This is a genomic window from Kitasatospora sp. NPDC094028 (genome assembly GCF_049543595.1).
In the GTDB taxonomy this organism is placed as follows: Bacteria; Actinomycetota; Actinomycetes; order Streptomycetales; family Streptomycetaceae; genus Kitasatospora.
In genome coordinates this window covers 12,123-38,257 of sequence record NZ_JBMVFA010000024.1, presented here as the reverse complement: position 1 = coordinate 38,257, position 26,135 = coordinate 12,123, and the positions used below count along the sequence as shown (strand labels likewise).

General features: G+C 74.5%; 20 protein-coding genes and 1 pseudogene. 6 read left to right on the top strand and 15 right to left on the bottom strand.

What is annotated here, in order from left to right:
• Positions 1–54: 54 nt before the first annotated feature.
• Positions 55–1,662 (bottom strand): PucR family transcriptional regulator, encoded by a 1,608-nt coding sequence (locus tag ACPC54_RS28810; RefSeq protein WP_498968929.1) that lies wholly within the window; start codon positions 1,660–1,662, stop codon positions 55–57.
• 340 nt (positions 1,663–2,002) lie between these two features.
• On the opposite strand from ACPC54_RS28810, the gene ACPC54_RS28805 reads away from it, so the two are divergent.
• The 5 genes from ACPC54_RS28805 to ACPC54_RS28785 all read left to right on the top strand — a co-directional run bounded on the left by ACPC54_RS28805 (position 2,003) and on the right by ACPC54_RS28785 (position 8,878).
• Positions 2,003–2,890, top strand: coding sequence for an FAD binding domain-containing protein (locus tag ACPC54_RS28805; RefSeq protein ID WP_498968928.1), 888 nt, complete (start codon positions 2,003–2,005; stop codon positions 2,888–2,890).
• Positions 2,887–3,375, top strand: coding sequence for a (2Fe-2S)-binding protein (locus ACPC54_RS28800; protein ID WP_498968927.1), 489 nt, complete (start codon positions 2,887–2,889; stop codon positions 3,373–3,375). The genes ACPC54_RS28805 and ACPC54_RS28800 overlap by 4 nt, the downstream gene beginning before the upstream one ends.
• Positions 3,372–5,738, top strand: coding sequence for a xanthine dehydrogenase subunit D (gene pucD, locus ACPC54_RS28795; RefSeq protein ID WP_498968926.1), 2,367 nt, complete (start codon positions 3,372–3,374; stop codon positions 5,736–5,738). The genes ACPC54_RS28800 and pucD overlap by 4 nt, the downstream gene beginning before the upstream one ends.
• 237 nt (positions 5,739–5,975) lie before the next feature.
• Positions 5,976–7,517: an NCS2 family permease gene (locus tag ACPC54_RS28790; protein WP_498968924.1), complete on the top strand. Its 1,542-nt coding sequence runs from the start codon at positions 5,976–5,978 to the stop codon at positions 7,515–7,517.
• A gap of 179 nt (positions 7,518–7,696) precedes the next feature.
• A complete protein-coding gene (locus tag ACPC54_RS28785; protein WP_498968922.1) occupies positions 7,697–8,878 on the top strand; it encodes an XdhC family protein in 1,182 nt (393 codons plus the stop codon).
• A gap of 3 nt (positions 8,879–8,881) precedes the next feature.
• On the opposite strand, the gene ACPC54_RS28780 is transcribed toward ACPC54_RS28785, so the two are convergent.
• Positions 8,882–9,178 (bottom strand): hypothetical protein, encoded by a 297-nt coding sequence (locus ACPC54_RS28780; protein WP_498968920.1) that lies wholly within the window; start codon positions 9,176–9,178, stop codon positions 8,882–8,884.
• 161 nt (positions 9,179–9,339) lie between these two features.
• On the opposite strand from ACPC54_RS28780, the gene ACPC54_RS28775 reads away from it, so the two are divergent.
• The gene (locus ACPC54_RS28775; protein WP_498968918.1) at positions 9,340–9,633 is read left to right on the top strand and encodes a hypothetical protein; all 294 of its coding nucleotides are present in this window, start codon (positions 9,340–9,342) and stop codon (positions 9,631–9,633) included.
• A 156-nt stretch (positions 9,634–9,789) separates the two neighbouring features.
• Here ACPC54_RS28775 and ACPC54_RS28770 read toward each other — a convergent pair whose 3' ends face one another.
• The 13 genes and pseudogenes from ACPC54_RS28770 to ACPC54_RS28710 all read right to left on the bottom strand — a co-directional run bounded on the left by ACPC54_RS28770 (position 9,790) and on the right by ACPC54_RS28710 (position 25,942).
• Positions 9,790–10,518 carry a hypothetical protein gene (locus ACPC54_RS28770; protein WP_498968916.1) on the bottom strand — a complete coding sequence of 243 codons (729 nt, stop codon included), beginning with the start codon at positions 10,516–10,518 and terminating at the stop codon, positions 9,790–9,792.
• Positions 10,519–10,667: 149 nt separating this feature from the next.
• Entirely contained in the window at positions 10,668–12,401 is a 1,734-nt protein-coding gene (locus ACPC54_RS28765; protein WP_498968914.1) for an SDR family oxidoreductase, read from the bottom strand.
• Positions 12,398–13,303 (bottom strand): M24 family metallopeptidase, encoded by a 906-nt coding sequence (locus ACPC54_RS28760; protein ID WP_498968912.1) that lies wholly within the window; start codon positions 13,301–13,303, stop codon positions 12,398–12,400. The genes ACPC54_RS28765 and ACPC54_RS28760 overlap by 4 nt, the downstream gene beginning before the upstream one ends.
• A gap of 32 nt (positions 13,304–13,335) precedes the next feature.
• Entirely contained in the window at positions 13,336–14,424 is a 1,089-nt protein-coding gene (locus tag ACPC54_RS28755; RefSeq protein WP_498968910.1) for a PDR/VanB family oxidoreductase, read from the bottom strand.
• Between the two features lie 147 nt (positions 14,425–14,571).
• Positions 14,572–15,486 carry a metal-dependent hydrolase gene (locus ACPC54_RS28750; RefSeq protein WP_498968908.1) on the bottom strand — a complete coding sequence of 305 codons (915 nt, stop codon included), beginning with the start codon at positions 15,484–15,486 and terminating at the stop codon, positions 14,572–14,574.
• A gap of 216 nt (positions 15,487–15,702) precedes the next feature.
• Entirely contained in the window at positions 15,703–16,482 is a 780-nt protein-coding gene (locus tag ACPC54_RS28745) for an IclR family transcriptional regulator (RefSeq protein ID WP_498968906.1), read from the bottom strand.
• A 202-nt stretch (positions 16,483–16,684) separates the two neighbouring features.
• The gene (locus tag ACPC54_RS28740; protein ID WP_498968905.1) at positions 16,685–17,329 is read right to left on the bottom strand and encodes an NERD domain-containing protein; all 645 of its coding nucleotides are present in this window, start codon (positions 17,327–17,329) and stop codon (positions 16,685–16,687) included.
• Between the two features lie 189 nt (positions 17,330–17,518).
• The gene (locus tag ACPC54_RS28735; RefSeq protein WP_498968903.1) at positions 17,519–18,979 is read right to left on the bottom strand and encodes a catalase; all 1,461 of its coding nucleotides are present in this window, start codon (positions 18,977–18,979) and stop codon (positions 17,519–17,521) included.
• Between the two features lie 176 nt (positions 18,980–19,155).
• A complete protein-coding gene (gene alc / locus ACPC54_RS28730; RefSeq protein ID WP_498969033.1) occupies positions 19,156–20,385 on the bottom strand; it encodes an allantoicase in 1,230 nt (409 codons plus the stop codon).
• Between the two features lie 120 nt (positions 20,386–20,505).
• Positions 20,506–21,861, bottom strand: a pseudogene (gene allB, locus ACPC54_RS28725) (allantoinase AllB); the annotation flags it as partial.
• Positions 21,862–22,362: 501 nt separating this feature from the next.
• Positions 22,363–23,505, bottom strand: a complete 1,143-nt coding sequence (locus ACPC54_RS28720) for a glycerate kinase (protein ID WP_498968901.1) — start codon at positions 23,503–23,505, stop codon at positions 22,363–22,365.
• Between the two features lie 600 nt (positions 23,506–24,105).
• Positions 24,106–24,993, bottom strand: coding sequence for a 2-hydroxy-3-oxopropionate reductase (locus tag ACPC54_RS28715; protein ID WP_498968899.1), 888 nt, complete (start codon positions 24,991–24,993; stop codon positions 24,106–24,108).
• A 103-nt stretch (positions 24,994–25,096) separates the two neighbouring features.
• A complete protein-coding gene (locus ACPC54_RS28710; protein ID WP_498968897.1) occupies positions 25,097–25,942 on the bottom strand; it encodes a hydroxypyruvate isomerase family protein in 846 nt (281 codons plus the stop codon).
• Between the last annotated feature and the right edge of the window lie 193 nt (positions 25,943–26,135).

The window sequence follows — 26,135 nt, the reverse complement described above, 5'->3', positions numbered from 1 at the left end:
AGGGCCCGCCGCGAGCGTTCGCGGCGGGCCCTCGGCCGTACCGGTGACAGGGGCTCAGGCCAGTTCGAGCGCCAGGTAGAAGTCCACCCGGTCCTCCAGCCGGGACAGGTCCCGCCCCGTCAGCTCCTCGATCCGCCCGATCCGGTAGCGCAGCGTGTTGACGTGGACGTGCAGCTGCCCGGCGCAGCGCGTCCAGGAGCCGTCCGAGCGCAGGAACGCCTCCAGGGTGCGGACCAGGTCCGCCTGGTGCTCCAGGTCGTAGGCGATGACCTTGTCCAGCAGCCGGCCGCGGAAGGCCCGGCGCACCTCGTCCGGGACGGCGGCCAGCAGCAGCACGTGCGAGGCCAGCTCCTCGGGGCCGGCCACGCAGACCCGGCCGATCCGGGCGGCGGCGATCCGGCGGGCGTGCCGGGCCTCCTCCAGGGCGCCGCGCAGGCCGCCGGACTCGGCGGCGGGGGCGGAGACACCGACGGTGATCCGGCCCTCGGGCCCGAGCCCGGCCTCCAGCGGGGCGAGCAGGGTGCGCAACGCCTCCGCCGCCAGGGCCTGTTCGGGCTGCGGCCCGTCCGGGGCGGGCATCACCACGACGGCGCCGGCGCCCGTCCCGGCGACCAGGGCGCGGTCGGTGGTGCCGCCCACCGCCTCCTCCAGGACGGCCCGTACGGTGCCCTCGGGCAGGCCGGTGCCCTCGGCGCTGACGACCAGCCAGGAGGCTTCCTGCTGCGGGGACCGGGGCTCGGGGCTCTCGTAGCGGGCGGCCATCGCCGAGGAGGCGTACAGGGCGCGGCCGATCTCGGCCGGGTCGGCGTCGCGGCGCAGCAGGGCGAGCAGTTCGTCGGCGAGGCGGCGGCGCAGCCGACGGCCCTCGTCGCGGCGGTGGCGCTCGGCGGCGACGAGGCGGGCGAGGTTCTCGGCGAGCTGCTGGCGCTTGGCCGTCCACTCGGTGACGTCCCCGGCGACGGCGAGCACCCAGTCGGCCAGCGGCGCCTCGTGCTCGGCGGAGACGGGGGCGGGCAGCAGCGAGTAGGCGCCGCCGGCCAGCCGGGCCCGGTGCGGGGGGCGGCGGCGCTGGCGCTGGGCGGCGAGGTGGGCGCGGACGAGCTGGTCGCGGTCCTCGGCGCCGAGCCGGTCGGCGGGCCCGGCGATCACCGCGCCGGTGGGGGTGAGCACCCAGCAGTCCAGGTCGAGGTCACCGCCGAGCAGGTCCAGCACGGCGTCGAGGCCGCCGCCGCCGGCCGCGGAGACCAGCAGGCGGTGCCGGTCGACCAGGGCGGCGAGGTCGGCGGCGCGGTCGGCGGAGACCTGGCGGCCGATGAACTCGGCGACGGTGCCGAAGGCGATGTCGTCGGGAACGGCCAGCAGCGGCATCCGGTGCCGGCGGCAGGCCTCGACCAGGTCCTCGGGCACCGGGCCGACCTCGGCCTCGCCGGCCGCGAGGGCGACGGCGCCGCCGGCGGCGATGGTGCGTACGAAGCGCTCGGAGTCGGCCGGCCCGGTGCGCCACAGCATGCCGGTGAGGACCAGTTCGCCGCCGTGCAGGTAGCGGCCCGGGTCCTGCAGGTCCGTCGTCATCACGCCGCCGACCTGCCGGTCCAGCTCCTCCTCGGCCGCGAGCAGGCGCAGGCGCGGGGCACCGGGGGCGAGCAGGTCACGGACGCGCATCCGCGGACTCCTTCGGGGCTTGGGGGGTGGGGGCGGGAGCCGGGACCTCGGGCCCGGGGTCACAGTGTGCCCGAACATCCGTGCTCGCGGTGACGTGCCGGCGGGCGGCCGGACCGCCGCTCCGTGGACCGCCCGTCACGCCCGGATTACGGTCGTAAGTAGCGCCCGGCACACGGCCGGGCCGCGTGATTCTCCTCCTTAGAGGAACGTACAGGATGCCGGGCGGGACCACAGCCGGGGCTTCATGCCATCGGTGACTGCCAGTGGGCCGCGTCACAGGGGTTCACTGGGCGACACGCCGCCGGAGACCCGGCGGGCGAAGACCTGAGGAGACACCCGCATGGAGTTCCTTCGGCCCGCCACCTGGGACGAGGCACTCGCGGCGAAGGCCGAGCACCCGACCGCGCTGCCCATCTCGGGCGGTACGGACGTGATGGTCGAGCTGAACTTCGACGTGCACCGGCCATCCGCGATTCTCGACCTGAACCGCGTCCGCGAACTCACCCGGTGGACGGAGGACGGCGGCGTCGTACGGCTCGGCGCGGCCGTCCCGTACGCGCGGATCATCGACGAGCTGGCCGGGCCGCTGCCCGGGCTCGCGCTGGCGGCGCACACCGTGGGCTCGCCGCAGATCCGCAACCGCGGCAGCGTCGGCGGCAACCTGGGCGCGGCCTCCCCGGCCGGCGACTCCCACCCGGCGCTGCTGGCGGCCGGGCGTGACGTGTACGTCGAGGCGGCGTCGGTGCGCGGCACCCGGATGATCCCGATCGACGACTTCTACGTCGGCGTCAAGCGCAACTGCCTGGCGGCGGACGAACTGATCCGCGCCGTGCACCTGCCCGTCGCGGACGGCCCCCAGCAGTTCTCGAAGATCGGCACCCGCAACGCGATGGTGATCGCCGTCTGCGCGTTCGGCTTCGCCCTGCACCCGAGGAACGGCACCGTCGGCACCGGCATCGGCTCGGCCGCCCCCACCCCGCGCCGCGCCGTCGAGGCCGAGGACTACCTGGCGGGCGTGCTCGCCGAGCGCGGCCTGTGGGAGAGCGGCGCCCTGCTCGGCACCGAGGTGGTGCAGCGGTTCGGCGAACTGGTGAAGGCCGCGGCCTCCCCGATCGACGACGTCCGCGGCACCGCCGAGTACCGCCGGCACGCCCTGGCCGTGATGGCCCGCCGCACCCTCACGTGGTGCTGGAACGACTACCGCAAGCAGATCAGGAGCGCGGCATGAGGGTCACGTTCACCGCGAACGGCAAGCCGGTCGAGGCCGACGACGTGTGGGCCGGCGAGAGCCTGCTCTACGTGCTGCGCGAACGCGTCGGCCTGCCCGGGTCGAAGAACGCCTGCGAACAGGGCGAGTGCGGCTCCTGCACCGTCTATCTGGACGGCGTGCCGGTCTGCTCCTGCCTGGTCGCGGCCGGCCAGGTGCAGGGCCGCGAGGTGCGCACGGTCGAGGGACTGGCCGGCGAGGACGGCGAACTCGGGCTCGTGCAGCAGGCGTTCGTCGACGCCGGGGCCGTCCAGTGCGGCTTCTGCACCCCCGGCCTGCTGGTGCAGACCGACGCCCTGCTGGCCGACGACCCGCAGCCCGGCGACGACGACATCCGCGAGGCGCTGTCCGGCAACCTGTGCCGCTGCACCGGCTACGAGAAGATCATGGACGCGGTGCGGCTGGCCTCGGCCCGCAAGTGCGCCGGTGAAGGGGCCTCGGCATGAACGCGCGCACCATCCAGGGCCAGAAGAACCTGCAGAACATCGGCCAGGCCGCCAAGGACGGCATCGGCGGCTCGCCGCTGCGCCCGGACGGCAACCTGAAGGTGCGCGGCGAGTTCGCGTACTCCTCCGACCTGTGGCACGAGGACATGCTCTGGGGCATGGCGCTGCGCTCGCCGCACCCCCGGGCCCGGATCCTGTCGGTGGACATCACCGAGGCGCTCAAGGTGCCCGGCGTGTACGCCGTCCTCACCCACGAGGACATCCCCGGCTCCAAGTACTACGGCCTGGAGATCCGGGACCAGCCGGCCCTGGCCATCGACCAGGTCCGCTACCACGGCGAGGCGATCGCCCTGGTCGCCGCCGACCACCCGGAGACCGCCCGGCGCGCGGTGAAGAAGATCGCCGTCGAGTACGAGGTGCTCACCCCGATCGTCACCGAGGAGCAGTGCCTGCACCCCGAGGTGTACGGCTACGTGCACGAGCCGCACGAGTACAAGTCCCACGCGTACGGCAACATCTGCCACGAGCAGAAGCTGGTCTCCGGCCTCGGCGTCACCGACGAGGTGCGGGCGCTCGCGGACGTGGTGGTCAGCGGCGACTACGAGGTCGGCATGCAGGACCAGGCCTTCCTCGGGCCCGAGTCCGGCCTCGCCGTGCCCGCCGAGGACGGCGGCGTCGACCTCTACATCGCCACCCAGTGGCTGCACGTCGACCGCGAGCAGATGGCCCCGGTGCTCGGCCTGCCGGAGGAGAAGGTCCGGCTGACCCTGGCCGGCGTCGGCGGCGCCTTCGGCGGCCGCGAGGACCTGTCGATGCAGATCCACGCCTGCCTGCTGGCCCTGCACACCGGCAAGCCCGTCAAGATCGTGTACTCCCGCGACGAGTCCTTCTTCGGCCACGTCCACCGCCACCCGGCGCGCATGCACTACGAGCACGGCGCCACCCGCGACGGCAGGCTGGTCTACGCCGACTGCCGGATCGTGCTGGACGGCGGCGCCTACGCCTCCGCCTCCCCCGCCGTGGTCGGCAACGCCGCCTCGCTCGGGCACGGCCCCTACGTCATCCCGAACGTGCGGATGCACGCCGTCGCGCTGTACAGCAACAACCCGTCCTGCGGGGCGATGCGCGGCTTCGGCGCGGTGCAGGCGGCGTTCGGCTACGAGTCGCAGATGGACAAGCTGGCCGTCGAACTCGGCATGGACCCGGTGGAGCTCCGGCAGCTCAACGCCGTCTCCCAGGGCGACCGGATGCCCACCGGGCAGGAGATCGACGCGCCCGCGCCGGTCGCCGAACTGCTGCGCCGGGCCAAGGAGATGCCGCTGCCGCCGCCGCTCGACACGACGCACCTGGACGTGCGCCGGCTGCCCGGCGCGCTGTCCAACACCTCGCACGGCGAGGGCATCGTGCGCGGCGTCGGCTACTCGGTCGGCATCAAGAACGTCGGCTTCTCCGAGGGCTTCGACGACTACTCCACCGCCCGGGTGCGGCTGGAGGTGATCGGCGGCGAACCGGTCGCGCTGGTGCACACCGCGATGGCCGAGGTCGGGCAGGGCGGCGTCACCGTCCACGCCCAGATCGCCCGCACCGAGCTGGGCGTCGAACAGGTCACCATCCACCCGGCGAACACCGCGGTCGGCTCGGCCGGCTCCACCTCCGCCTCCCGCCAGACGTACATGACCGGCGGCGCGGTGAAGCTGGCCGCCGAGGCGGTGCGGCGCGAACTCATCGACAAGGGCCGGCGCCGCTACGGCTGGACCCACGACGACCTCTCGCTGGCCGGCGGCAAGGTCGTCTCGGCGAGCGCGGGCGCCCTGGTCTCCATGGTCGACCTGCTCGGCGACGAGGCGATCGAGCAGACCCGCGAGCACCACCACCGGCCCACCGTGCCCTTCGACAAGGAGACCGGGCAGGGCTTCGGCCACGTCCAGTACACGTTTTGCGCCAATCGCGCGGTGGTCGACGTGGACGTCGAACTGGGCCTGGTCAAGGTCGTCGAGCTGACCGCCGTCCAGGACGTCGGCAAGGCGCTCAACCCGCTCTCCGTCGTCGGCCAGATCCAGGGCGGCTGCACCCAGGCGCTCGGCCTCGCCGTCATGGAGGAGATCGTGCTGCGGGACGGCAAGGTGCGCAACGCCTCCTTCACCGACTACCTGATCCCCACCATCCTCGACACCCCGCCGATCCCGGTGGAGATCCTCGAACTGCCCGACCCGCACGCCCCCTACGGGCTGCGCGGCGTCGGCGAGGCGCCGACCGTCTCGGCGACGCCCTCGATCGTGGCGGCCATCCGCAACGCCACCGGCCTGGCGCTGAACCGGATCCCGGTCCGGCCCGAGCACCTGACCACCGAACGCCCGGGCTGAGTCCGGCGGTTCGGCCGGCCCCGGGGCGGCGCCGCGTCTTCCCGGCCGCCCCGGGGCCTCCCCCCGAGGCTCCCCCACCGGGGCCCTCCCCCACCCTGCCGCGCCGCCCACGCCGGGGCGCCGCGGCAGTGCACCCCCACGCACATCGCGCCGTGAGTCGAGACGTCCCCCTGCCCCCTTGACCGGTCGTCAGGTCGGCTCGCCCACCCCAACCCCCTTTGACACTTGGGAGTGGACATGACCAGGATCCCCACGGAGCCCGGCACCACCGAAGCAGACAGAACCGCCGGGGACGAGCCCCACCCCTCGCCCCCGGCGACCCCCTCGGCACCGCCCCCGGCACCGCCCTCGGCGACCCCCTCGGCGACCCCCTCGGCACCGCCGAGGAACGCGCTGGACGCGTACTTCAAGATCTCCGCCCGGGGGTCGACCCTCGCCAACGAACTGCGCGGCGGCCTCACCACCTTCATGGCGATGGCGTACATCGTCCTGCTCAACCCGCTGATCCTCGGCGGCGCCGACGTCACCGGCGCCAAGCTCGACCACGCCGCGCTCACCACCGCCACCGCCCTCGCGGCCGCCGTCACCACGATCCTGATGGGCCTGGTCGGCAACGTACCGCTCGCCCTGGCCGCCGGACTCTCCGTCTCCGGCGCCGTCTCCGCACTCGTCGTGCCGCACACCACCTGGCCGCAGGCCATGGGCCTGTGCGTGATCTACGGCCTGCTGATCGTGCTGCTGGTCGTCTCCGGACTGCGCGAGCGGATCATGAACGGCATCCCGCTGCCGCTCAAGCACGCGATCACCATCGGCATCGGCCTGTTCGTCACCGTCATCGGCCTCTACAAGGCCGGCTTCATGCACACCGGCGGGCCCACCCCGCTCTCGCTCGGCCCGTCCGGCGAACTCACCGGCTGGCCGGTCGCCGTCTTCTGCGTCACCCTGCTCACCGTCTTCGTGCTGATGGCCCGCGGCGTGCGCGGCGCGATCCTGATCGGCATCGCCGGAGGCACCGTCCTCGCCGTCGCCGTCAACAAGCTCGCCCACGTGCCCGCCGACGCCTGGCACAGCTCGGTGCCGGTGTGGCCCGGCAGCCCCGTCTCCGCCCCCGACTTCGGCCTGTTCGGCCACGTCGACCTGTTCGGCGCCTTCGGCGCCCACGGCATGGGCGCGATCAGCGCCTCCGTCGCCGTGTTCACCCTGGTGCTGGCCGGCTTCTTCGACGCGATGGCCACCATCATCGGCGTCGGCACCGAGGCCGGGCTGGCGGACGAGCGCGGCCGGATGCCCGGCCTGTCCAAGGCGCTGTTCATCGACGGCGCCGGCGGCGCGGTCGGCGGCCTGGCCGGCGCCTCCGGGCAGACCGTCTTCGTCGAGTCCGCCACCGGCGTCGGCGACGGCGCCCGCACCGGCCTCGCCTCCACCGTCACCGGCGGCCTGTTCGCCCTGATGCTGTTCTTCTCGCCGCTGGCCGGGATCGTCCCGGTCGAGGTCGCCTCGGCCGCGCTGGTGGTGATCGGCTCGATGATGATGAGCCAGGCCCGGCACATCGACTGGTCCGACCGCGAGGTCGCCATCCCCGCCTTCCTGACCTGCGTGCTGATGCCGTTCACCTACAGCATCACCGCGGGCGTCGCGGCCGGCGTCATCTCGTACACCGTGCTCAAGGCCGGCCGGGGCCGGTGGCGCGAGCCCGGGGTGCTGATGTGGGTGCTCACGGCGGTGTTCGTCGTGTACTTCGCGCTCACGCCGGTCAGGTCCTGGCTGGGCGTGCACTGACCCCCGCCGCGGCTGGCCGGGCCGGGACCGCGGCCCCGATCCCTCCCCGCGGCCCCGGCCCCGATCCCTCCCCGCGGCCTCGGCCCGGCCGGATTCACGCACCACCGCCGCCGTACGGGATCGTTTCCCGTACGGCGGCACCCCCGCTACTGTCGAGACTGGGTAAGGAGCACTCCGCCATGCAGGACATCGCCGAGCAGTTGCAGGCCTGGCACGCCTCCGGGCGCTCCTTCGCCGTGGCCACCGTCGTCGGCGTCTCCGGCAGTGCCCCGCGCGACCCCGGTGCGGCCCTGGCCGTGGACGCGGCCGGCGAGGCGGTCGGCAGCGTCTCCGGCGGCTGCGTCGAGGGCGCCGTGTACGAGCTGTGCCTGGCGGCGATCGAGAGCGGCGAACCGGTGCTGCAGCGCTTCGGCTACAGCGACGAGGACGCCTTCGCGGTCGGGCTGACCTGCGGCGGGGTCCTCGACGTGTTCGTCCAGCCGGTCGTGCCCGGGACCGACGCCGGGCTGGACGCCGGCCTCGCCCGGATCGCCGCCGGCACGCCGGTCGCCCTCGCCCGGGTGGTCGAGGGGCCGGCCGCGCTCATCGGCGCCTGCGTCGCCGTCACCGCCGGCGAGGCGTTCGGCGCGCTGTCGACCGGGCCGTCCACGGTCGGCGCGCTGGAGCGCGCCGTCGTCGCCGAGGCCCGGGCGATGCTGGACGCCGGACGCACCGGTACGGTCGTGCTCGGCCTGGACGGGCGGCCCTGCGACGAGCAGGGGCGGGGCACCGTCACCGTCTTCGTGGAGTCCTCCGTGCCCGCGCCGCGGATGATCGTCTTCGGCGCGATCGACTTCGCCGCCGCCGTGGTGCGGATCGGCCGCTTCCTCGGCTACCGCGTCACCGTCTGCGACGCCAGGCCCGTCTTCGCCACCGCCCGCCGCTTCCCGGACGCCGAGGAGGTCGTCGTCGACTGGCCGCACCGCTACCTCGACTCGCAGCTCGGCCGGATCGACGGGCGCACCGTGCTGTGCGTGCTCACCCACGACGCCAAGTTCGACATCCCGCTGCTGGAGCGGGCGCTGCGGCTGCCGGTCGGCTACGTCGGCGCGATGGGCTCGCGACGCACCCACCGGGAGCGGGCGGCCAAGCTGCGCGAGGCCGGATTGACCGACGCCGAGCTGGCCCGGCTGCGCTCCCCGATCGGGCTGGACCTCGGCTCCCGCACCCCGGAGGAGACGGCGGTGTCGGTCGCCGCCGAGATCGTCGCCCACCGGCGCGGGGGCAGCTGCCTGCCGCTGAGCGCCGGGGACGGGCCGATCCACCACGACCTGGCGGCGCCGGTGGAGCCGGCCCGCAGCGACTCACCGCACGCCGCGTGACGGCTACCGGACCACGCGGTGGGCCTCGAAGATCTGCGGCGGCGGATCGGACGGGATGCCGACGTCCTGGAGGATCGGCCCCAGCACCTCGGCGAAGCGCTCGAAGGCCTCCCGGGACTCCCACACGTCGGTGACGTGCCAGCCGGTCCCGGTCGGGCCGGCCACGTGCGACACGAGCCCGGCGACGGGCAGGTCGGACGGCAGGTTGAAGCCGGTGGTGCTGCCGGTCAGGGCCTTGATCACCGCGTCGTACTGGGCCTGGGTCACACCGGGGATGTCGAAGACGACGACGAGCGCCATCGTGGGGCTCCTCTCCACTGGGAACGGGCGTTACCAGTGCAGCCGGGACGCGGCGGGACGGCCACTCACCGGCCGCCGAGCGGGTGACGTTGCGTGGCCACGGCGGTGGCGGGACGCTGGAGTTCAGGACTCACCCCGAGCCCGGGGAAGGAGCAGCGGTCATGCGTGCCCTGCTGGAGATCGAGATCGACACCGCGACGTCCAACAAGCTGATCACCGACGGTACGATCGGCGACAAGTTCCAACGGATCATGGCGGAACTCAAGCCCGAGGCGGCCTACTTCTTCACCCGCAACGGCCACCGCGCCCAGGTGATCGTCGTCGACGTCCCGGACGAGGCGGCGCTGCCGTCCGTCTGCGAGCCGTTCTGGGTGGAGTTCAACGCGCACGTCGACGCCCACCTGTGCATGAACGCCGAGGAGCTGCGCGAGGGGCTGTCCCGGCTGGGCCGCTGAGCCGCTCGGTATCCGCTCCGGATCCGGTCGGTATCCGCTCCGTGTCCGCTCGGTCCCGTGAACGTGGCGAAGGCCTCCCGGCTCCGCTCGGGGCGGCGCCGGGAGGCCTTCGTGATCGGGTCACCGGGATCGGGTCACCGGGATCGGGTCACCGGGTCAGGCGGTCTTGCAGGAGCGCTGCCAGTTCCAGCCGATGAAGGTGTGGCGCAGCTGGACGTCGAAGGTGCAGCTGTAGGTGAGGTCCGGGTTGAGGGTCAGGTAGCTGTGCTGCGTGTTGCCGTACCAGAGGCCGGTCGGGTCGAAGATGCCCTTGTACGAGAACTCGGCGTGGGCCTGGGAGTTGGTGACGGCGCAGTCGGTGGTGCAGTCGTCGCTGTTGGTGGCGGAGACCACCGACCAGCCGGCGTTCCACGGCTCGCGGTTGAAGCCCTGGGTGGCGGTGGTGGCCGCGTTGGTGATCCGGCCGTTCGCCACGTCCCAGTCGGAGGTGGTGTAGAGGCCGGTCATCCGGATGTTGCAGCAGTCGTACATCTCGTTGGCGCTGGTCACCCGGCGGTGGCCGGTGACGGTGGTGTCGGCGGCCGCCGCCAGGGCCTTGGCGGTCCGGGCCTGCGCACGAGCGGTCTGCGCGGTCTGCGCGGTCTGCGTCTGGGCGGTCGGGACGTACGAGACCGGGCCCTCCTGCGGCTTGCAGTCCGGCCCGATCGTCACCGTCTGCTGGACGGTCGTGCCGGCGGGCGGGACCGGCAGCGAGCCGGTGAGCGTCACGCCGTCGCAGCTCTGGGCGCTCGGCGCGTCGGCGGCCGGCGCCGCGACGGCTCCCGGGGCCATCGCCATGAGCAGACCGGCCGCACCGAACGCCACCGAAACCAGACGCTTCTTCACAGTTCCTGTTCCCCTCACTGATTACCTGCCGGTAAGCCTACGGGCGCACCGGCACTGACCAGGAGGTTTTGGCAGGAAGCTGACACTCCGCTTGTGAGGTCCCGTCAGTCGCTATCACGTCAGTCGCCGTCACGTCAGGCCGTGCTGCCTCAGGTCACGTTGAGCCGCGCCGCCAGGCGCAGCAGGCCCGGGCTGAGCCGGGACAGAAACCGCGCCGCCTTCGCCTCCGGGGTGACCGGAACGACCGCCTTGCCGGTGCGGACGGCGCGCACGATCGCGTCGGCGACCTTCTCCGGCGGGAAGCCGCGGCGGGCGTAGAGCCGGGCCGCGCGGGCCTGCTTGGCGGCCTGCTCGGCGGCGGTGGTCGCGGAGAAGGTGGAGGTGCGGGTGATGTTGGTGTTGACGATGCCGGGGCAGATGGTGGAGACGCCGATGCCGTGGGCGGTGAACTCGGCGCGCAGGCAGTCGGAGAGCATGAACACGGCCGCCTTGCTGGTGGCGTAGGCGGTGAGCGCCTTCGACGGCAGGTAGGCGGCCGCCGAGGACACGTTGACCAGGTGGCCGCCCCGGCCGCGGTCGGCCATCAGGGTGCCGAAGGCGCGGCAGCCGTGGATGACGCCCCACAGGTTGACGTCCAGGACGCGCTGCCACTCCTTCTCGGTGGTCTGCAGGAACGTCCCCGAGTGGCCGATGCCCGCGTTGTTGACCATCACGTCGGGCACGCCGTGCTCGGCCGCCACGGCCTGGGCGAAGGCGTCCATCGCCGGGCCGTCCGCGACGTCCACCCGGTAGGCGTGCGCCTGCGGGCCGACCAGCGAGGCGAGTTCGGCGGTCCGCTCGGCCGCCGCGAGGTCGAGGTCGCAGACCACCACGCGGGCGCCGTCCTCGGCGAAGGCGAGCGCGGTGGCCCGTCCGATGCCGCTGCCCGCGCCGGTGACCAGCACCAGCCGGCCGTCTCCCTCGGCGGGCCCGGCCTGCCCGGCCCGCTCGGCGGCGGTGCGGGCGGTGAACTCGCGGACCAGTCCGGCCACGATGGCTCCCTTCTCCAGCAGCGCCGACCAGTGGCCGGCGTGCAGCGTCCTTCGGGTCAGGTTCGGCACCCAGCGCTCCAGGCCCTCGGAGAGGTAGGTGCCCACGTACCGGTCCCTGGTCAGGGTGACCAGCTGGACCGGCACCTCGGTCGGCCGCTCGCGCGGACGGCCCATGGTGGGGCGGAAGTTGGCCCGGTACAGCTCGATGCCGCGGACGGCGTCGCGGCGCAGGCTCGGGCCCGGGTGGTCGGCGCGCGGGGTGACGTGCTCCAGGTCGCGCAGCACCCTCGGCCAGGCCCGAGCCAGGCCCAGCCGCCAGGCGGCCGGGGCCAGGTAGGGCAGGTGGAAGGCCGTGATGTACCAGGAGTGCAGGCCCTGGTGGAGCAACTGCCCGACGTGGCGCGGGGTGGGGCGGCGCAGCCGGTGGCGCAGCCAGTGGCCCAGGTGGTCCAGGCAGGGGCCGGACATGGTGGTGTAGGAGGCGATCCGCCGCTCGGCGCCGGGGGCGGTGACGGCCTCCCAGGACTGGATCGAGCCCCAGTCGTGGGCGACCAGGTGGACCGGCTCGTCCGGGCTCACGGCCTCGGCGACGGCGAACAGGTCCTCGGCCAGGCGCTCCAGCCGGTAGCCGTCCCGGTCCGCGGGGACGCCCGACTCGCCGGCGCCGCGCACGTCGTAGCGGACCACGTGGTGGTCGCGGGCGAGGTCGGCGGCGACGTCGTCCCAGACGGCGTGGGTGTCCGGGTAGCCGTGCACCAGCAGGACGGTGGGGGCGGCCGGGTCGCCCTGCTCGAAGACGGCGAGCGGCAGGCCGCCCGAGTGGACGGTGCGGCGGCGGGTCGGGGGCGTCATCGGGCCGCCTCCTGGGTGGCGTCGGTCTGCTCGGGGGCGGGCTGCTCGGAAGCCGCCGCTGGTGCTGCCGCCGCCGTCGCCGTCCAGCGGCGGACGTGCGGGAGGTCGTCGTCCAGCCAGTGGGCGTCCTCCTCGGTGACCACCAGCAACTCCTCGAACTTGATGCCCACGCCCCGGAAGCCGATGTGCGGCTCGACCGCCCACAGGCCCGGGGTGGGCGCGTGCCGGGACGAGCGACCGTCCGCCCACAGCGGCGAACGGCCGTGCAGGCGCTCGGAGATGAGCTCGCGGCCCAGGGTCTGCAGGGTGCGCACGCCGAAGCCGAACACGTTCACCCCGGCCGGGCCGCGCACGGTGGTGCGGGTCACCTGGTGGCCGATCACCCGGCCCGGGTACACCCGGTGGCGGTTGTCGTAGCCGTGCGCGGCGATCTGCGCGTCCACCGCCGCGTACACCTCGTTCAGCGGCTTGCGGGCGCGCACCTCGGCCAGGATCAGCTCGCGGTACACCGCGAGGTCCGCGGCCAGCCGGTCCCACACCCGGTTCTCGCCGACCTTGCCGCCGTAGCCGATGTCGGCCGTGTAGCCGTCCACGATCGGCGCGCAGTCCAGCACGTACGGCATGCCCTCCTCCAGACGGCGGTTCCCGGCGAAGAACTGCAGCGGGGTGCGGAAGTGCCGGAACGCCGTACGGTCGCCGAACCAGGCGAACGGGACGTGGAAGAAGTCCTGCACCCCGGCCGCGACCAGGCGGCGGCGCAGCTCCGCCGTCGCCTGCCGCTCGGTGACGCCCGGTTCGATCCAGGCCGCGACCTGCTCGGCGCAGCGGTAGGCGAGCTGCTGGACCTCCCGGAAGCGGTCGAGGTCGCGCTCGGTGTAGGGGAAGGCGGGCATCGCTGCCATCGGGGGCTCCTTCTGGTTCGGGCCGGTGCCGGTCAGAGGTCGAGCACGAGGGTCTCGCCCTCGGCGGCCCGGGAGACGCAGGGCAGCAGGGCGCCGGCGGCCCGCTGCTCGGAGGTCAGGCGGCGGTCCCGGTGCTCGGGCTCGCCCGCGAGGACGCGGACCTCGCAAGTGCCGCAGAAGCCCTGGTGGCAGGAGTACGGGAGGTCCGGGCGGGCCTCGCGCAGCACGTCCAGGGCGGACCGGTCGGCGGGGACGTCGAGCGTCGGGCCGTCCGCACCGACCCGGACCGCGAACGGGCGGCCGCCGGTGACCGGGGCGGCGCCGAAACGCTCGAAGTGCAGGGACGCGGCCGGGGAACCGTCCAGCCCGCGCTGCACGGCGGCCAGCATCGGGGCGGGGCCGCAGCAGTAGACGGCGGCGCCGCGCGGGGCGTGGGCGAGCAGCTCGGCGCCGGTCGGGACGCCGCCGTGCTCGTCGTCGGTGCGCAGCACCACCCGGCGCGGGTCCAGGGCGCGCAGCTCGTCCCCGTACGGGAGGGTGTCGGCGCTGCGGCCGACGTGCACCAGCCGCCAGTCGAGGCCGTGCCGCTGCGCCTCGCGGGCCATCGGGAGCAGCGGGGTGACGCCGATGCCGCCGGCGAGCAGCAGGACGGCGGGCTCGGCGCAGAAGGCGAAGCCGTTGCGCGGGCGGCGGGCGGTGAGGCGGGCGCCCGGGTGCAGGGCGTCGTGGACCTCGACGGAGCCGCCGGCGCCCTCGGGCAGGCGGCGCACCGCGATGCGGTAGGCGGCGGGGTCGGCCGGGTCGCCGCAGAGGGAGTAGTGGCGCTCGCGGCCGGAGGGCAGCACGAGGCGCAGGTGGGCGCCGGGCTGCCAGCGCGGCAGCGGGCCGCCGGAGGGGTCAGCGAGGCTCAACTCGACGACATCAGCGGCGAGTTCGCGGCGGGCGGTGACCACCAGCCGGAGCAGCGGGGTGGGGCGGCTGAACGGGCGGCGCGGGTTGCGGCGCAGCAGCGGGCCGCCGAGGGCCTGCACGTAGCGGTCCTGGAACGCGGTGAGGCTGGTGAGGAAGCGGTCCGCGCGCGGGCGGCCGTAGAGGTCGGGGGGCGGAGTGAGCAGGTCCATCCGGACGGGTCCTTGGCGGTGGGGAGGGACGGCGGGCGGCGGCTCGGCGGCGGACGGGTTTCGGCGAACAGAGTTCAGAGTTCAGCTTTCAGAGTTCAGCGAACAGATAACAGATAACAGATAACGTTTTCCGTTCGCTGAAATCCGTCAGCTGTTCGCCGCCGCGCGGGCGGCCGGGGAGGCAGCGAGGTAGCCGAGGGCCTGGCTGGAGGAGCCCTCCTGCGACGGATGGTAGCCGCGCTTGAGGTAGCGCAGGCCGGAGCGGATCGACCTCACGGGGTCGGGCAGCAGTCCCCGCCTGGTGATCCGGTACGCCTCCGTCCAGCTCGGCCGCAGCCGCCCCGCCAGCGTCGGGTCGGCCGCCAGGAGGAAGCGCACGCCGCGCACCCAGAGCCGGACCAGCAGCGGGCCGGCCACCATCATGGTGCGCACCCGGCGCCCGTACCCCGGGTCGAGGTGGACCAGCAGGTCGAAGGCCACGCTGCGGTGCTCGACCTCCTCGGCACCGTGCCAGCGCAGCAGGTCGAGCATGGTCGGGTCGGCCTTGGCGCGGTCGAGCCCCGGGGAGTTGAGGATCCAGTCGCCGAGGAAGGCGGTGAAGTGCTCGATCGCCGCGATGGCGGCCACCCGCTCGATGAGCCCCTCGCGCTGCTTCGCGGGGCTGAGCCCCGGCCGGTCCCCGAGCACCCGCCGGAAGACCCAGGCGACCTGCCGGACGTACGGGCGCGGGTCGAGCCCCTGGCCGAGCATGTGGTCCAGGACCTCCTGGTGCGCCTCGGCGTGGATCGCCTCCTGGCCGATGAACCCGAGGACCTCCTCGCGCAGTTGCTCGTCCCGGATGAGCGGCAGCGCCTCCTTGAACACCTTGACGAACCAGCGTTCGCCCTCGGGCAGCAGCAGGTGCAGCACGTTGAGGATGTGGGTGGCCATCGGCTCGTCCGGCACCCAGTGCAGCGGCAGCCGGGCCCAGTCGAAGCGGACGTCGCGGGGTTCGAGGACGATGCCCTCGTGCACGCGTGCGGCGGGGGCGGCGAGGGCGGGGACGGGCGTGGATCGGGGCATGGCAGGCCCTCCTGACCTGGGGCGGCGGCTCGGGTGGCGGCTCGGCTGAGGGAAACGTACTCGCGGGTAGCCCGGGGTTCAAGGGTTTCGACCACTCTTATCGACATCGAGTCTAATAAGTGGCGCACAACCGGGCACAGCCGGGAGGAGGCCGGGGAAAACACGCGCGGCCCCGCCGGACGCGTCACGTCCCGCGGGGCCCTGGCACTCGGCGGCTCAGACCGCCATCGCGAGCAGCAGCGGCGCCGCCTGCGTCGCCAGCAGCTCGGCGGCGGCCCGCAGCTTGTGGATGTTGGCCACCGGCATCGAGGTGGCCAGGCAGCCGACCGTGCTGCCCGCCGTGATCGGTACGGCCGCGCACACCGTGCCCAGCGCGTACTCCTGGATGTCGAGCACCGGCACGGTGGCCGGCTGCCGCTCCAGCCGGTGCATCAGCTGGTCGGCGTCGGTGACGGTGCGGGAGGTGAGCCGGGCGACCGGGTGCCGGGAGAGGTGGTCCCGGCGGCCGTCCGCGTCGAGCTGGCTGAGCAGGCACTTGCCGATCGCGCTGGCGTGCGCGGTGGCCCGGAAGTCCACCCACTCCTGGACGGCCGGCGCGTAGTCGGCGGCCGAGACCGCCTCCACCGACAGTTCCCCGTCGTGGTAGCGGCTGAAGTACACGGCCGCGCCCAACTCGTCGCGCAGCTCGGCGAGTTTGCGGTTGAGCCGGGCCTTGACCAGCTGTTCCCGGTTGTGCTGCCCGAGGACGGCGAAGGCACCGCCGAGCACCCAACCACCGTCCTGGCACTGGAGGTAGCCCTCGATCTCCAGCAGTTCCGCAAGCCGGCGCACGGTCGGCAGACCGAGCGAGGTCTCGCGGGCGAGGGCGACGAGCGTGGCGCCGTCAGGGTGGCGGTCCACCGCCTCCAGCAGTCTGAGGGCGTACCGCAGGGAGGTGAACGGGCCACCGAGGCCCTGGTCCGGCGCGGCGTGGCGACCCGGTACCGGTGTCGACATGTCGTCCCCTTCCGATGTCCCCCACGGAGCGACCGCGGGCACCCTCCAGCCTATCGATCCCGGGGCTCCGGCAACCGCCGTCCGTGAATTTCCGTGCACATTCCGTGCGGCGACCACGTCGGCGCGGTGAATGTGCAGGCCGGGGACCGCCCTTCACGGGAAGCGCGCGGCGCGGTGAGCGCCCGGGCCGCGGCCCCCGGCCTCAGCCGAGCGGCGGGAAGAGGCCCTTGGCCAGCCGGACCAGGGCGGCCTGGTCCCGGTGGCCGGTCGGCGCCTGGAGCACCGCGCCCCACAGGTGGTCCGGCCCGACCACCCACACGCCGGCGGAGCGGAACACCCCGCTGTCGACCGGGACGCCCTCCACCACGGCCACGGCCTCGGCCACCGCCCCGAGTTCGTCCTCGACCATCCGGCTCTCCCGGCGCAGCTTGTCGACGAGCGCCTGCCGGTCGTCGGTGCCGCAGGACAGGCGCCCGCCGGGCATGCCCACCGTCGCGCCGGCCTCGGCGGACCAGTGCTCCGCGTCGATGAGGACCACCTGCCCCTGCGGGCCGATCGCCAGGAAGTCGAGGTTCTCCGTGCTGCCGGGGATGCCGAGTTCGCTGAGCACGGCCCAGCCGCGCCGGTGCAGCCGGGCGAGCGCTCCCGCCGTCGTCTCATCGCCGCCCTGTTCCCCGGTCCCTCCGGCTTCCCAGGCCTCTCCGGCCTCTTCGGCTCCCCCGAGCCCCCCGAGCCCCCCGGCGCCTTCGGCCTCGTCCGTCCGCTCCTCGGGGACGGTGTCGGCACCGCCCAGGACCGCGCGGATGCGGGCGAGGAAGCCCGCTGTGGACCAGCTTGACCGATTCATCGACATGCCCCCTCGACTGATGCCGCATCAGACTACGTCGGCCGCAGGGGTGCCGGTGGCGGGATCCCGGAACGCCAGAAGCGGCACGGGCCCCTCCTCCCACTGCCCTGGGGAGGAAGGGCCCGGCCGGTGGCCGCCGGAGGCGCGGGGCCCGGCGGCCGGTGGGGGGTGCGGGTCGGCGGCCGGGGGTCAGCCCTCGTCGCCCGCGCGGAGCTTCGCGACGGCGGCCTCCAGGCGGGCGCCGTACTCCTCGTCGGCGGCGTGGAAGTGGGCGAGGTTCTTCTCGACGACGTCGTCCCGGGTGACCTGGGCCAGGAAGCCCGCGATGTTGTCGATCAGTCGACTCCGCTCCCCCGCGGACATCAGCCGGTACAGCTCGCCGGCCTGGAAGAAGTCGTCGTCCTTGGTGTGCGCCGGGGTCGGGTAGGTGCCGGTGTGGCCGTCGACGCGCTGCGGCGCGGCGAGCGGGGTGTCGGTCTGGGCGGGGCCGCCGTACGAGTTGGGCTCGTAGTTCCTGCCGCGGCCGGCGCCGTTGGCGGCCATCAGGCCGTCCCGGCCGTAGTTGTTCGCCTCGGTGGCGTGCGGGGCGTTGACCGGCAGCTGGGTGTGGTTGACGCCGAGGCGGTAGCGCTGGGCGTCGGCGTAGGCGAACAGCCGCCCCTGGAGCATCTTGTCGGGGGACGGGCCGATGCCGGGCACGAAGTTGTTCGGCGAGAACGCGGCCTGCTCGACGTCGGCGAAGACGTTCTCCGGGTTGCGGTTGAGCACCAGGCGGCCGACCTTGACCAGCGGGTAGTCGGCGTGCGGCCACACCTTGGTGAGGTCGAAGGGGTTGAAGCGGTAGTCGGCGGCCTCGGCGACCGGCATCAGCTGGACGTACAGCGTCCAGGACGGGAAGACCCCGCGCTCGATGGCCTGGTGCAGGTCGCGCTGGTGCGAGTCGGCGTCGCCGCCGGCGACCTCGGCGGCCTGGCCGGCGTCCAGGCAGCGGATGCCCTGGTTGGTCTTGAAGTGGTACTTCACCCAGTACGCCTCGCCCTCGGCGTTGACCCACTGGTAGGTGTGCGAGCCGTAGCCGTTCATGTGGCGGTAGGAGGCGGGGATGCCGCGGTCGCCGAACAGCCAGGTGATCTGGTGGGTGGAGGCGGGCGAGTGGGCCCAGAAGTCCCAGACGTTGTCCGCCTCCTGGACGCCGGTGTACGGGTCGCGCTTCTGCGAGTGGATGAAGTCGGGGAACTTGATCGGGTCCTTGATGAAGAACACCGGGGTGTTGTTGCCGACGAGGTCGTAATTGCCGTCCTCGGTGTAGAACTTCACCGCGAAGCCGCGCGGGTCGCGCACCGCGTCGGTCGAACCGAGGTTCCCGGCGACGGTGGAGAAGCGCAGGAACACCTCGATCCGCTTGCCGACCTCGGCCAGGAAGCCCGCCCGGGTGTAGCGCGAGACCTCGTCGGTCACCTCGAAGTAGCCGTACGCGCCGGAGCCGCGGGCGTGCACGACGCGCTCCGGGATGCGCTCACGGTTGAACCGGGCCAGCTTCTCCAGCAGTTGCTGGTCCTGGATCAGCAGCGGGCCGTACTCGCCGGCCGAGGCCGAGTTCTGGTTGTCGGCGACCGGGGCGCCGGACTCCGTGGTCAGGTTCTTGGGCATGGCGGGTCCTTCGGGGGTCGATAAGGGCGGTGCGTGGAGGGCGGTGCGCGGAGAGCGGTGCGCGGAGGCGGTGCGCGGAGGGCGGTGCACGGAGGGCGGTGCACGGAGGGCGGGTTGACGTCGTGCCAACTCCGCCGCGGGAGAAGGTCGGCCGCACCGGGAGGCGGCCGCCCGGCTCAGAGGCCGAGCAGGCGCGCGGCGGCCTCGGCGGCGGCCGGCGGAAGCGGGGCGAGGGCCTCGGCGGCCGCGGCCCGGTCGGCCAGCGGTCGGGCCGCGGCCAGCGCGGCGGCTTCCTCGGCGGTCAGGCCGGCCCCGGTGAGCGCGGCCGCGGCCTCGGCGGCCGGGAGAGCGTCGAACCAGCGCAGCGCGAGCGCCGCGCGGCCGGCGCCGGTGAGGCGGCCGGTGAGCCGCAGGCGGGCGAGCCCGCCGTCCGGGTAGACGTTGATCCGCACGTGGGTGACCGGGCGGCCGGGGGCGAGCCGGAAGCGGTGCCGGGTGTCGGGCTGGAGGCGGGTGCGGGGCAGCAGTTCGAACCACTTCCCCTCGGCCGGGTCGGCGCCGGTGGAGGCGTCGAAGCCGACGAGGTCGGCCCAGCCGGGGGCATTGGCGACGAAGTGGCTGGTGTCCACCTCGGCGGCCAGGACCTCACCGCCCCCGGCCAGGGCGATCTGCACCCAGTCGTTGGCCTTGTCGCGCCGACGCCGGGTCTCCCAGCCCTCGCCCATGACGGTGGCGCGGCCGGGAGCGTTCAGGTTGTGCGGGGAGGAGAAGTAGCGGTCGGAGGCGGCCTCGGCCACGCCGCCGTACTCCTGGGCGGCCAGGTCGAAGGTGAGGCCGTCGAGTTCGCGCGGGTCGGGCAGCACCTCGCCGTGCACCCGCAGCCGGGCAACGCCGCCGTCCGGGAAGATGTTGAGCCGCACGTGGGTGTAGCGGGTGCCGTCCGCGACGGCGAACCGGTGGGCGGTGTCGCCCTGGAGCGGGGTGCGCGGCACGATCACCGTCCAGGCGGCGGCCGCCAGTTCCTCGGGCGAGGGGTGGCCGGGTACGGAGGCGGCCTCGACCGAGGCGCTCTCCGGGTAGTTGCCGGTGAAGTGGGCGGTGTCGACGATCACGCCGCGGACCACCCCGGCGGTGCCGAGCCGGACGATCGCCCAGTCGTGGTCCTGTCCGGTGGGGTGCGGCTGGTCGGCGGAGGCGCCGCGGCGGCGCTTGGACTCCCAGCCGTCCATGATCTGGCCCTTGTGGCCGAAGGTGTGCGGTCGGAACTCGGCGGGCTTGGCGACCAGCAGGTTCTCGGCGTCCGCGAAGGTGTCCTCGTTGGTGGCGACGACGCCCGCGCCGAGCCGCCGCGAGGCCAGGTCGACCAGCTCGGTGAAGGGAGCGTTCGGGGTGTCGGCGGTGGTCACTGGACTCTCCTCGGTTGGCGTTTGGTCGTCGGTCGACGGTGACCGTCCGCTGCCTGTCTGCGCGGCCTGACGGATCGTCAGACAACGTGGTCGGTAGGGGTGCCCGGACGGATTTCCGGCGGACCGGGTGAGCAGCCGGCCGAAGGGCTCGGCGGCCGGGTCCACCGCGCGGCCGCGCAGCCAGGTGGTGCGGACGGCGCCGGTCAACTGCCGTCCGGCGTAAGGGGTGACCGGATTGCGGTGGTGCAACTCGGCGGTGCGGACCGGGAATTCGCCGTCCGGGTCGAAGGCGACCAGGTCGGCGTCGCGGCCGACCGCGATGGCGCCCTTCACGGCGTCCAGGCCGACGAGTTCGGCCGGGCCGGCGGACATCCAGCGGACCAGGTCGGCGAGGGTGTGGCCACGGCGGCGGGCCTCGGTCCAGACGGCCGGCAGGCCGAGCTGCAGGGAGGCGATGCCGCCCCAGGCGGTGGCGAAGTCGCCGCTGCCGCCGTACTCGGGCACCTGCTTGAGGTCGGCGGTGGCGGGCGAGTGGTCGGAGACGACGGCGATGAACTCGCCCTCGGCCAGGGCCCGCCAGAGCGCGTCGCGGTTGGCCTCGTCGCGGATCGGCGGGCAGCACTTGAAGGCGGTGCCGCCGTCCGGCACCTGTTCGGCGGCGAGGGTCAGGTAGTGCGGGCAGGTCTCGGCGGTGACCCGGACACCCTCCGCGCGGGCCCGGCGCAGCAGCGGCAGGACGGCGGCGGAGGAGACGTGCAGGATGTGGACCCGGGCGCCGGTGCGGTGGGCCACCGCCAGCAGCCGGGCGACGGCGGCGGTCTCCGCGTCGGCGGGGCGGGAGGCGAGGAAGTCGCGGTAGTGGACGCCGGGCCGCTGCGGCGCGGCGGCGAGTACGGCCGGGTCCTCGGCGTGGATGATCGCGAGCGCGCCGATCCGGGCCTGTTCGACCAGGGCGGCCTCCAGGTCGGCGGCGTCCGCCAGGTGCGGGAACTCGTCGACGCCGGAGGGGGCGAGGAAGCTCTTGAAGCCGAACACGCCCGCGCGGTGCAGGGGTTCGAGGTCGGGGGTGTTGCCGGGCACGGCGCCGCCCCAGAAGCCGAGGTCGACCCAGGCCTGGCCCTCGGCGGTCTTGCGCTTGACCGCGAGGCCCGCCGTCGTGGTGGTGGGCGGTATCGAGTTGAGCGGCATGTCGACGATGGTGGTGACGCCGCCGGCCGCGGCGGCCCGGGTGGCGCTGGCGAAGCCCTCCCACTCGGTGCGGCCGGGCTCGTTGACGTGCACGTGGGTGTCGACCAGGCCGGGCAGCAGGGCGGTGTCGCCGAGGTCGGCGAGCTCGCCGGGCCGCTCGACCGGGAGGGTGCCATGGGCGGCGATCAGCGCGATCCTCCCGTCCCGCACCAGCACGTCCGCGGGGCGCTCGCCCTCGGGCAGGACCACCCGGCGGGAGCGGATGACCGCGGGACTGGCGACTGGCATGGGAGGCCTCCGGGACCTGGACGGGGGGTGGCGAGCGAGCGAGCGGGTACGCCGAACTGGGCCGTGCGACAAGGCCGGTGGGGCCGTCGCGGGCCGGTCGGGGCGGGGCGGGAGCGAAGGATTGCGGGGAGCCTAGGCCCGCCTTCAACAAAACGTCAATGGAGGAACGTACGAGGGATCCGGCGCGGGGGCGTCCGGGCGGCCGGGGCTCCGGCGGGCATCGGGGCCCGGGCCGCCGCGGGCATCGGGACCCGGGTCGCCGCGGGCCCGGCGTCGCGGGTTGCCGCGGGCCCGGCGTCGCGGGTTGCCGCGGGCCCGGCGTCGCGGGTTGCCGCGGGCCCGGGGGCACGGGGGCCCGGGGGCACGGGGCACGGGGCACGGGGCACGGGGCACGGGGCACGGGGCACGGGGCACGGGGCACGGGGCACGGGGCACGGGGCACGGGGCACGGGGCACGGCTGTCCGCCGGCCCGTACTCGCCCCCGTCCCGCGGGCACCGGGTCACCCCGGCAGCAGTTCGGCCGCCAGCCGCTCCCCCGCCGTCTCGGCCAGCTCGGCGGCCCTGGTCAGGCTGTCCCCCGGCTGCTCGGCCAGGTCGGTCAGGGCGAGCGCGGCGGCGAAGCCGGCCGCCCGCCACTCGGGCTCGGACAGCTCCAGCCGCCCCGCCACGGCGGCCACCCGAACCCCCGCCCGAGCGGCCGCCGCGGCGACGCCGGCGGGGGCCTTGCCGTGGAGCGTCTGCACGTCCAGGCAGCCCTCGCCGGTGACGACGAGGCGTGCCCCACGCACGGCCCCGTCGAAACCCAGCAGTTCGAGCAGCAGCTCGATACCGGGTCGCATGGTGGCGCCCAGCAGGGCGAGCGCGGCGAAGCCCACCCCGCCCGCGGCCCCGGCGCCGGGGGCCTGCCGCACGTCCCGTCCGGTCGCCTCGGCGACGAGGTCGGCGAACCGGGTCAGGCCCTCCTCCAGGACGGCCAGGTCCGCGGCGTCCGCGCCCTTCTGCGGGCCGTAGACGGCCGCGGCGCCGCGCGGGCCGAGCAGCGGGTTGTCCACGTCGCAGGCGACGACCACCTCGACGCCGGCCAGCCGGTCCGCGAGCGGGCCGCGGTCGATCTTCGCCAGCCGGCGCAAGGCGCCGCCGCCGGGCGGAAGTTCGGCGCCCTCGGCGTCCAGCAGCCGCACCCCGAGGGCCTGCACCAGGCCGGCCCCGCCGTCCGTGCTCGCGCTGCCACCGAGGCCCAGCACGACCCGCCGGGCGCCGAGCGCGACGGCCCGGGCGACCAGCTGGCCGACGCCGTACGAGCCGGCCGTCAGCGGGGCGGTGCGCCCGCCGGGGAGCCGGGCGAGGCCGCAGGCCTGGGCCAGTTCGACCACGGCGGTGTCGCCGCGGACGGCGAGCGCCGCGTCCACCGGCAGGCCGGTCGGGCCGGCCACCTTGACCGGGACGCGGGTGAACCCGGCCGCGAGCGCGGCGGCCAGGGTGCCCTCGCCGCCGTCCGCGACGGGCAGCTCGCGCACCTCGGTGCCGGGCGCGGCGCGGCGGATGCCGGCGGCGATCCGGGCGGCGGCCTCGGCGCCCTCCAGAGTGCCCTTGAACTTGTCCGGAGCTACGACCACATGGCCCTGGTGGGGGGTGGCGGGCATGGCGCGGTCCTCACTTCCGTACGGGTTCTGGCGGTGGTTCGTCGGTGTGGCCCGGGTGCTTCCGCGGTGCGGCCCCGGTTGCTTCGAAGATGCTTTCGACGACATGCCCCTGGGTGTGCCCCGGGGGTGCCCTGTCTCAAGCATGGGCCGTCCCGGGCCGGTCCCGGGCCCGCCCCCGGAGCAGCGTTCCGGGAGAAGGCGTGCCGGCGGGCGTTTCCGGGCGGGTGCTCCGGGAGGGTGCCCCGGGCGGGCGTTCCGGGCGGGCGTTCCGGGTGGGCCCCTCCCCGCCGTTCTTCCCTCGACCCGCTTCCGACGTGCGAGGGGCTCCCCTCGGCGGGGAGGGGCCGGGCGACGCGCCGCAGGCACGACCGAAGTGCCCCCGGGCAGGGTGGGCGCGTCACCGGTTGGATCGACCGGCGGGCGGGCGGATGAGCCCCGGCCCGCACGCCGGTCGGGCTTGGGGAGGATGGCTCGCGGACCCCGGCCGGGTCCGCGAGCCGCCCCGGACCCCCTGGCGGCGCGGGCACGACCGGATGGGTACACGCCGCCGGGGGGAGCTCACGGGGGCCGCCGGTTTTCGGTCCGGCGGCCCCGGGGCCGCTACTTGATCTCGCGCCCGGAGAGCCGCTCGACGCCGCGCAGCAGCGCCGAGTGGTCGAGCGAGCCGTCGCCGTTGGCGCGGGCGGAGGCGACCAGCTGGGCCACCACGGCGCCGACCGGCAGTGCGGCGCCCACGGCGCGGGCGGCGTCGGTGACGATGCCCATGTCCTTGTGGTGCAGGTCGATCCGGAAGCCGGGCGCGAACTCGCGGTTGAGCATGTTCGCCCGCTTGCGCTCCAGCACGGTCGAGCCGGCCAGGCCGCCGCCGAGCACGTCCAGCGCGGCCTTCAGGTCGACTCCGGCGTTCTCCAGGAACACCACGGCCTCGGCCAGCACCTGGATGTTGACGGCGACGATCAGCTGGTTGGCGGCCTTGACGGTCTGGCCGGCGCCGGACGGGCCGACGTGGACCACCGTGGTGCCCAGCGCGTCGAACAGCGGCTTCGCCTCGGCGAAGTCGGCGGCCTCGCCGCCGACCATGATCGACAGGACGGCCTCGACCGCGCCGGCCTCGCCACCGGAGACCGGGGCGTCCAGGGTGCGCACGCCCTTCTCGGCGGCGGCCTTGCCGACCTTGATGGAGGTCTGCGGGGTGATCGACGACATGTCGACCACCAGCGTGCCCGGCCGGACGTTCTCCAGGACGCCGCCCTCGCCGAGCATCACGGCCTCGACGTGCGGGTCGGCGGGGACCATGGTGATCACGACCTCGGCGTCCCGCACCGCGTCCGCGATGCCGGCGGCGCCGTGGCCGCCGGCCGCGACCACGGTGTCGATCGAGGCCCGGGAGAGGTCGAATCCGGTCACGTGGTGGCCGGCCTTGACCAGGTTGACGGCCATGGGCTTGCCCATGATGCCGAGGCCGACGAAGGCGATCTTGCGGCTCATCGCGTCGTTCCTTAGGTGCGTGGATGGGAGGTTCGGGGGGTGGGTGCGGCGCCGTGCCGCGCGCCGGAACGGCTGCGCGGCGGCACCGCTGCCCGGCGGACTGCTACGTGGCGGCGCGCAGCTCGCGCGGCAGCCAGGCGAAGCTGTCGGCGCTGACGCCGCCGGCGGGGCGGTACTCCAGGCCGATCGGACCGGTGTAGCCGACTGCGGCGAGCCGGCCGAACAGGTCCTCGAAGTCGAGTTCGCCGGTGCCGGGTTCGCCCCGGCCCGGGGTGTCGGCGATCTGCACGTGGCCGATCCGGTCGGCGTGGGTGTCGATGACGGCGGCCAGGTCCTCGCCGTTCCTGGCCAGGTGGTAGAGGTCGCAGAGGAACTTCGCGTTCCCCAGGCCGGTGGCCGCGTTGACCTTGTCGACCACCTCGACCGCGGCGGCAGCGGACACCAGCGGGTAGTCCGGGGACTCGATCCGGTTGAGGGCCTCGATCAGCAGGACCGCGCCGATCCCGTGCGCGGCGCGGGCCGCGATCACCAGGTTCTCCAGCGCGAGGGCGTCCTGCTCGACCGGGTCGACGCCGGGGATCCGGTTGCCGTAGAGCGCGTTGAGCGCGGTGGCGCCGAGGGAGGCGGCGAGGTCGGCGGCGACCGGGACGTTGGCCCGGAAGCGCTCCCGCTCGGCGGGCAGCGAGACCGTACCGCGGGCGCCCTGGCCGAGGTCGTCGAGGAAGTTGAGGCCGGTGAGGCGGACGCCCGCGTCGGTGAACGCCGTGCGCAGCGCGTCGAGTTCGGCTCGTTCCGGCCGGTGCTCGGGGCCGAAGGGCCACCACAGCTCGGCGGCGGTGAAGCCGGCCGCGGCGGCCGCGGCGGGGCGCTCCAGCAGCGGGAGTTCGCCGAACAGGATCGACAGGTTGACCGTGAAGCTGTGCTTGGCGGCGGCCGTCACGTCCCTCACCTCTCACTCTCTTCCGTCATCCGCCACTTCCACGATGCGGAAGACGGATTCTGTGTGGTGGAAGCATCGCCGGAGCGTCGAGCGAGTGTCAAGACCGTCGCAACATTTTGTTGAAGGAGCCTCCGAGGGGCTCGGACCAGGAGCCGGGGAGCCCCGGGCCGCCTCGGCCCCGCCCGCACCGACCCCCGCTCGC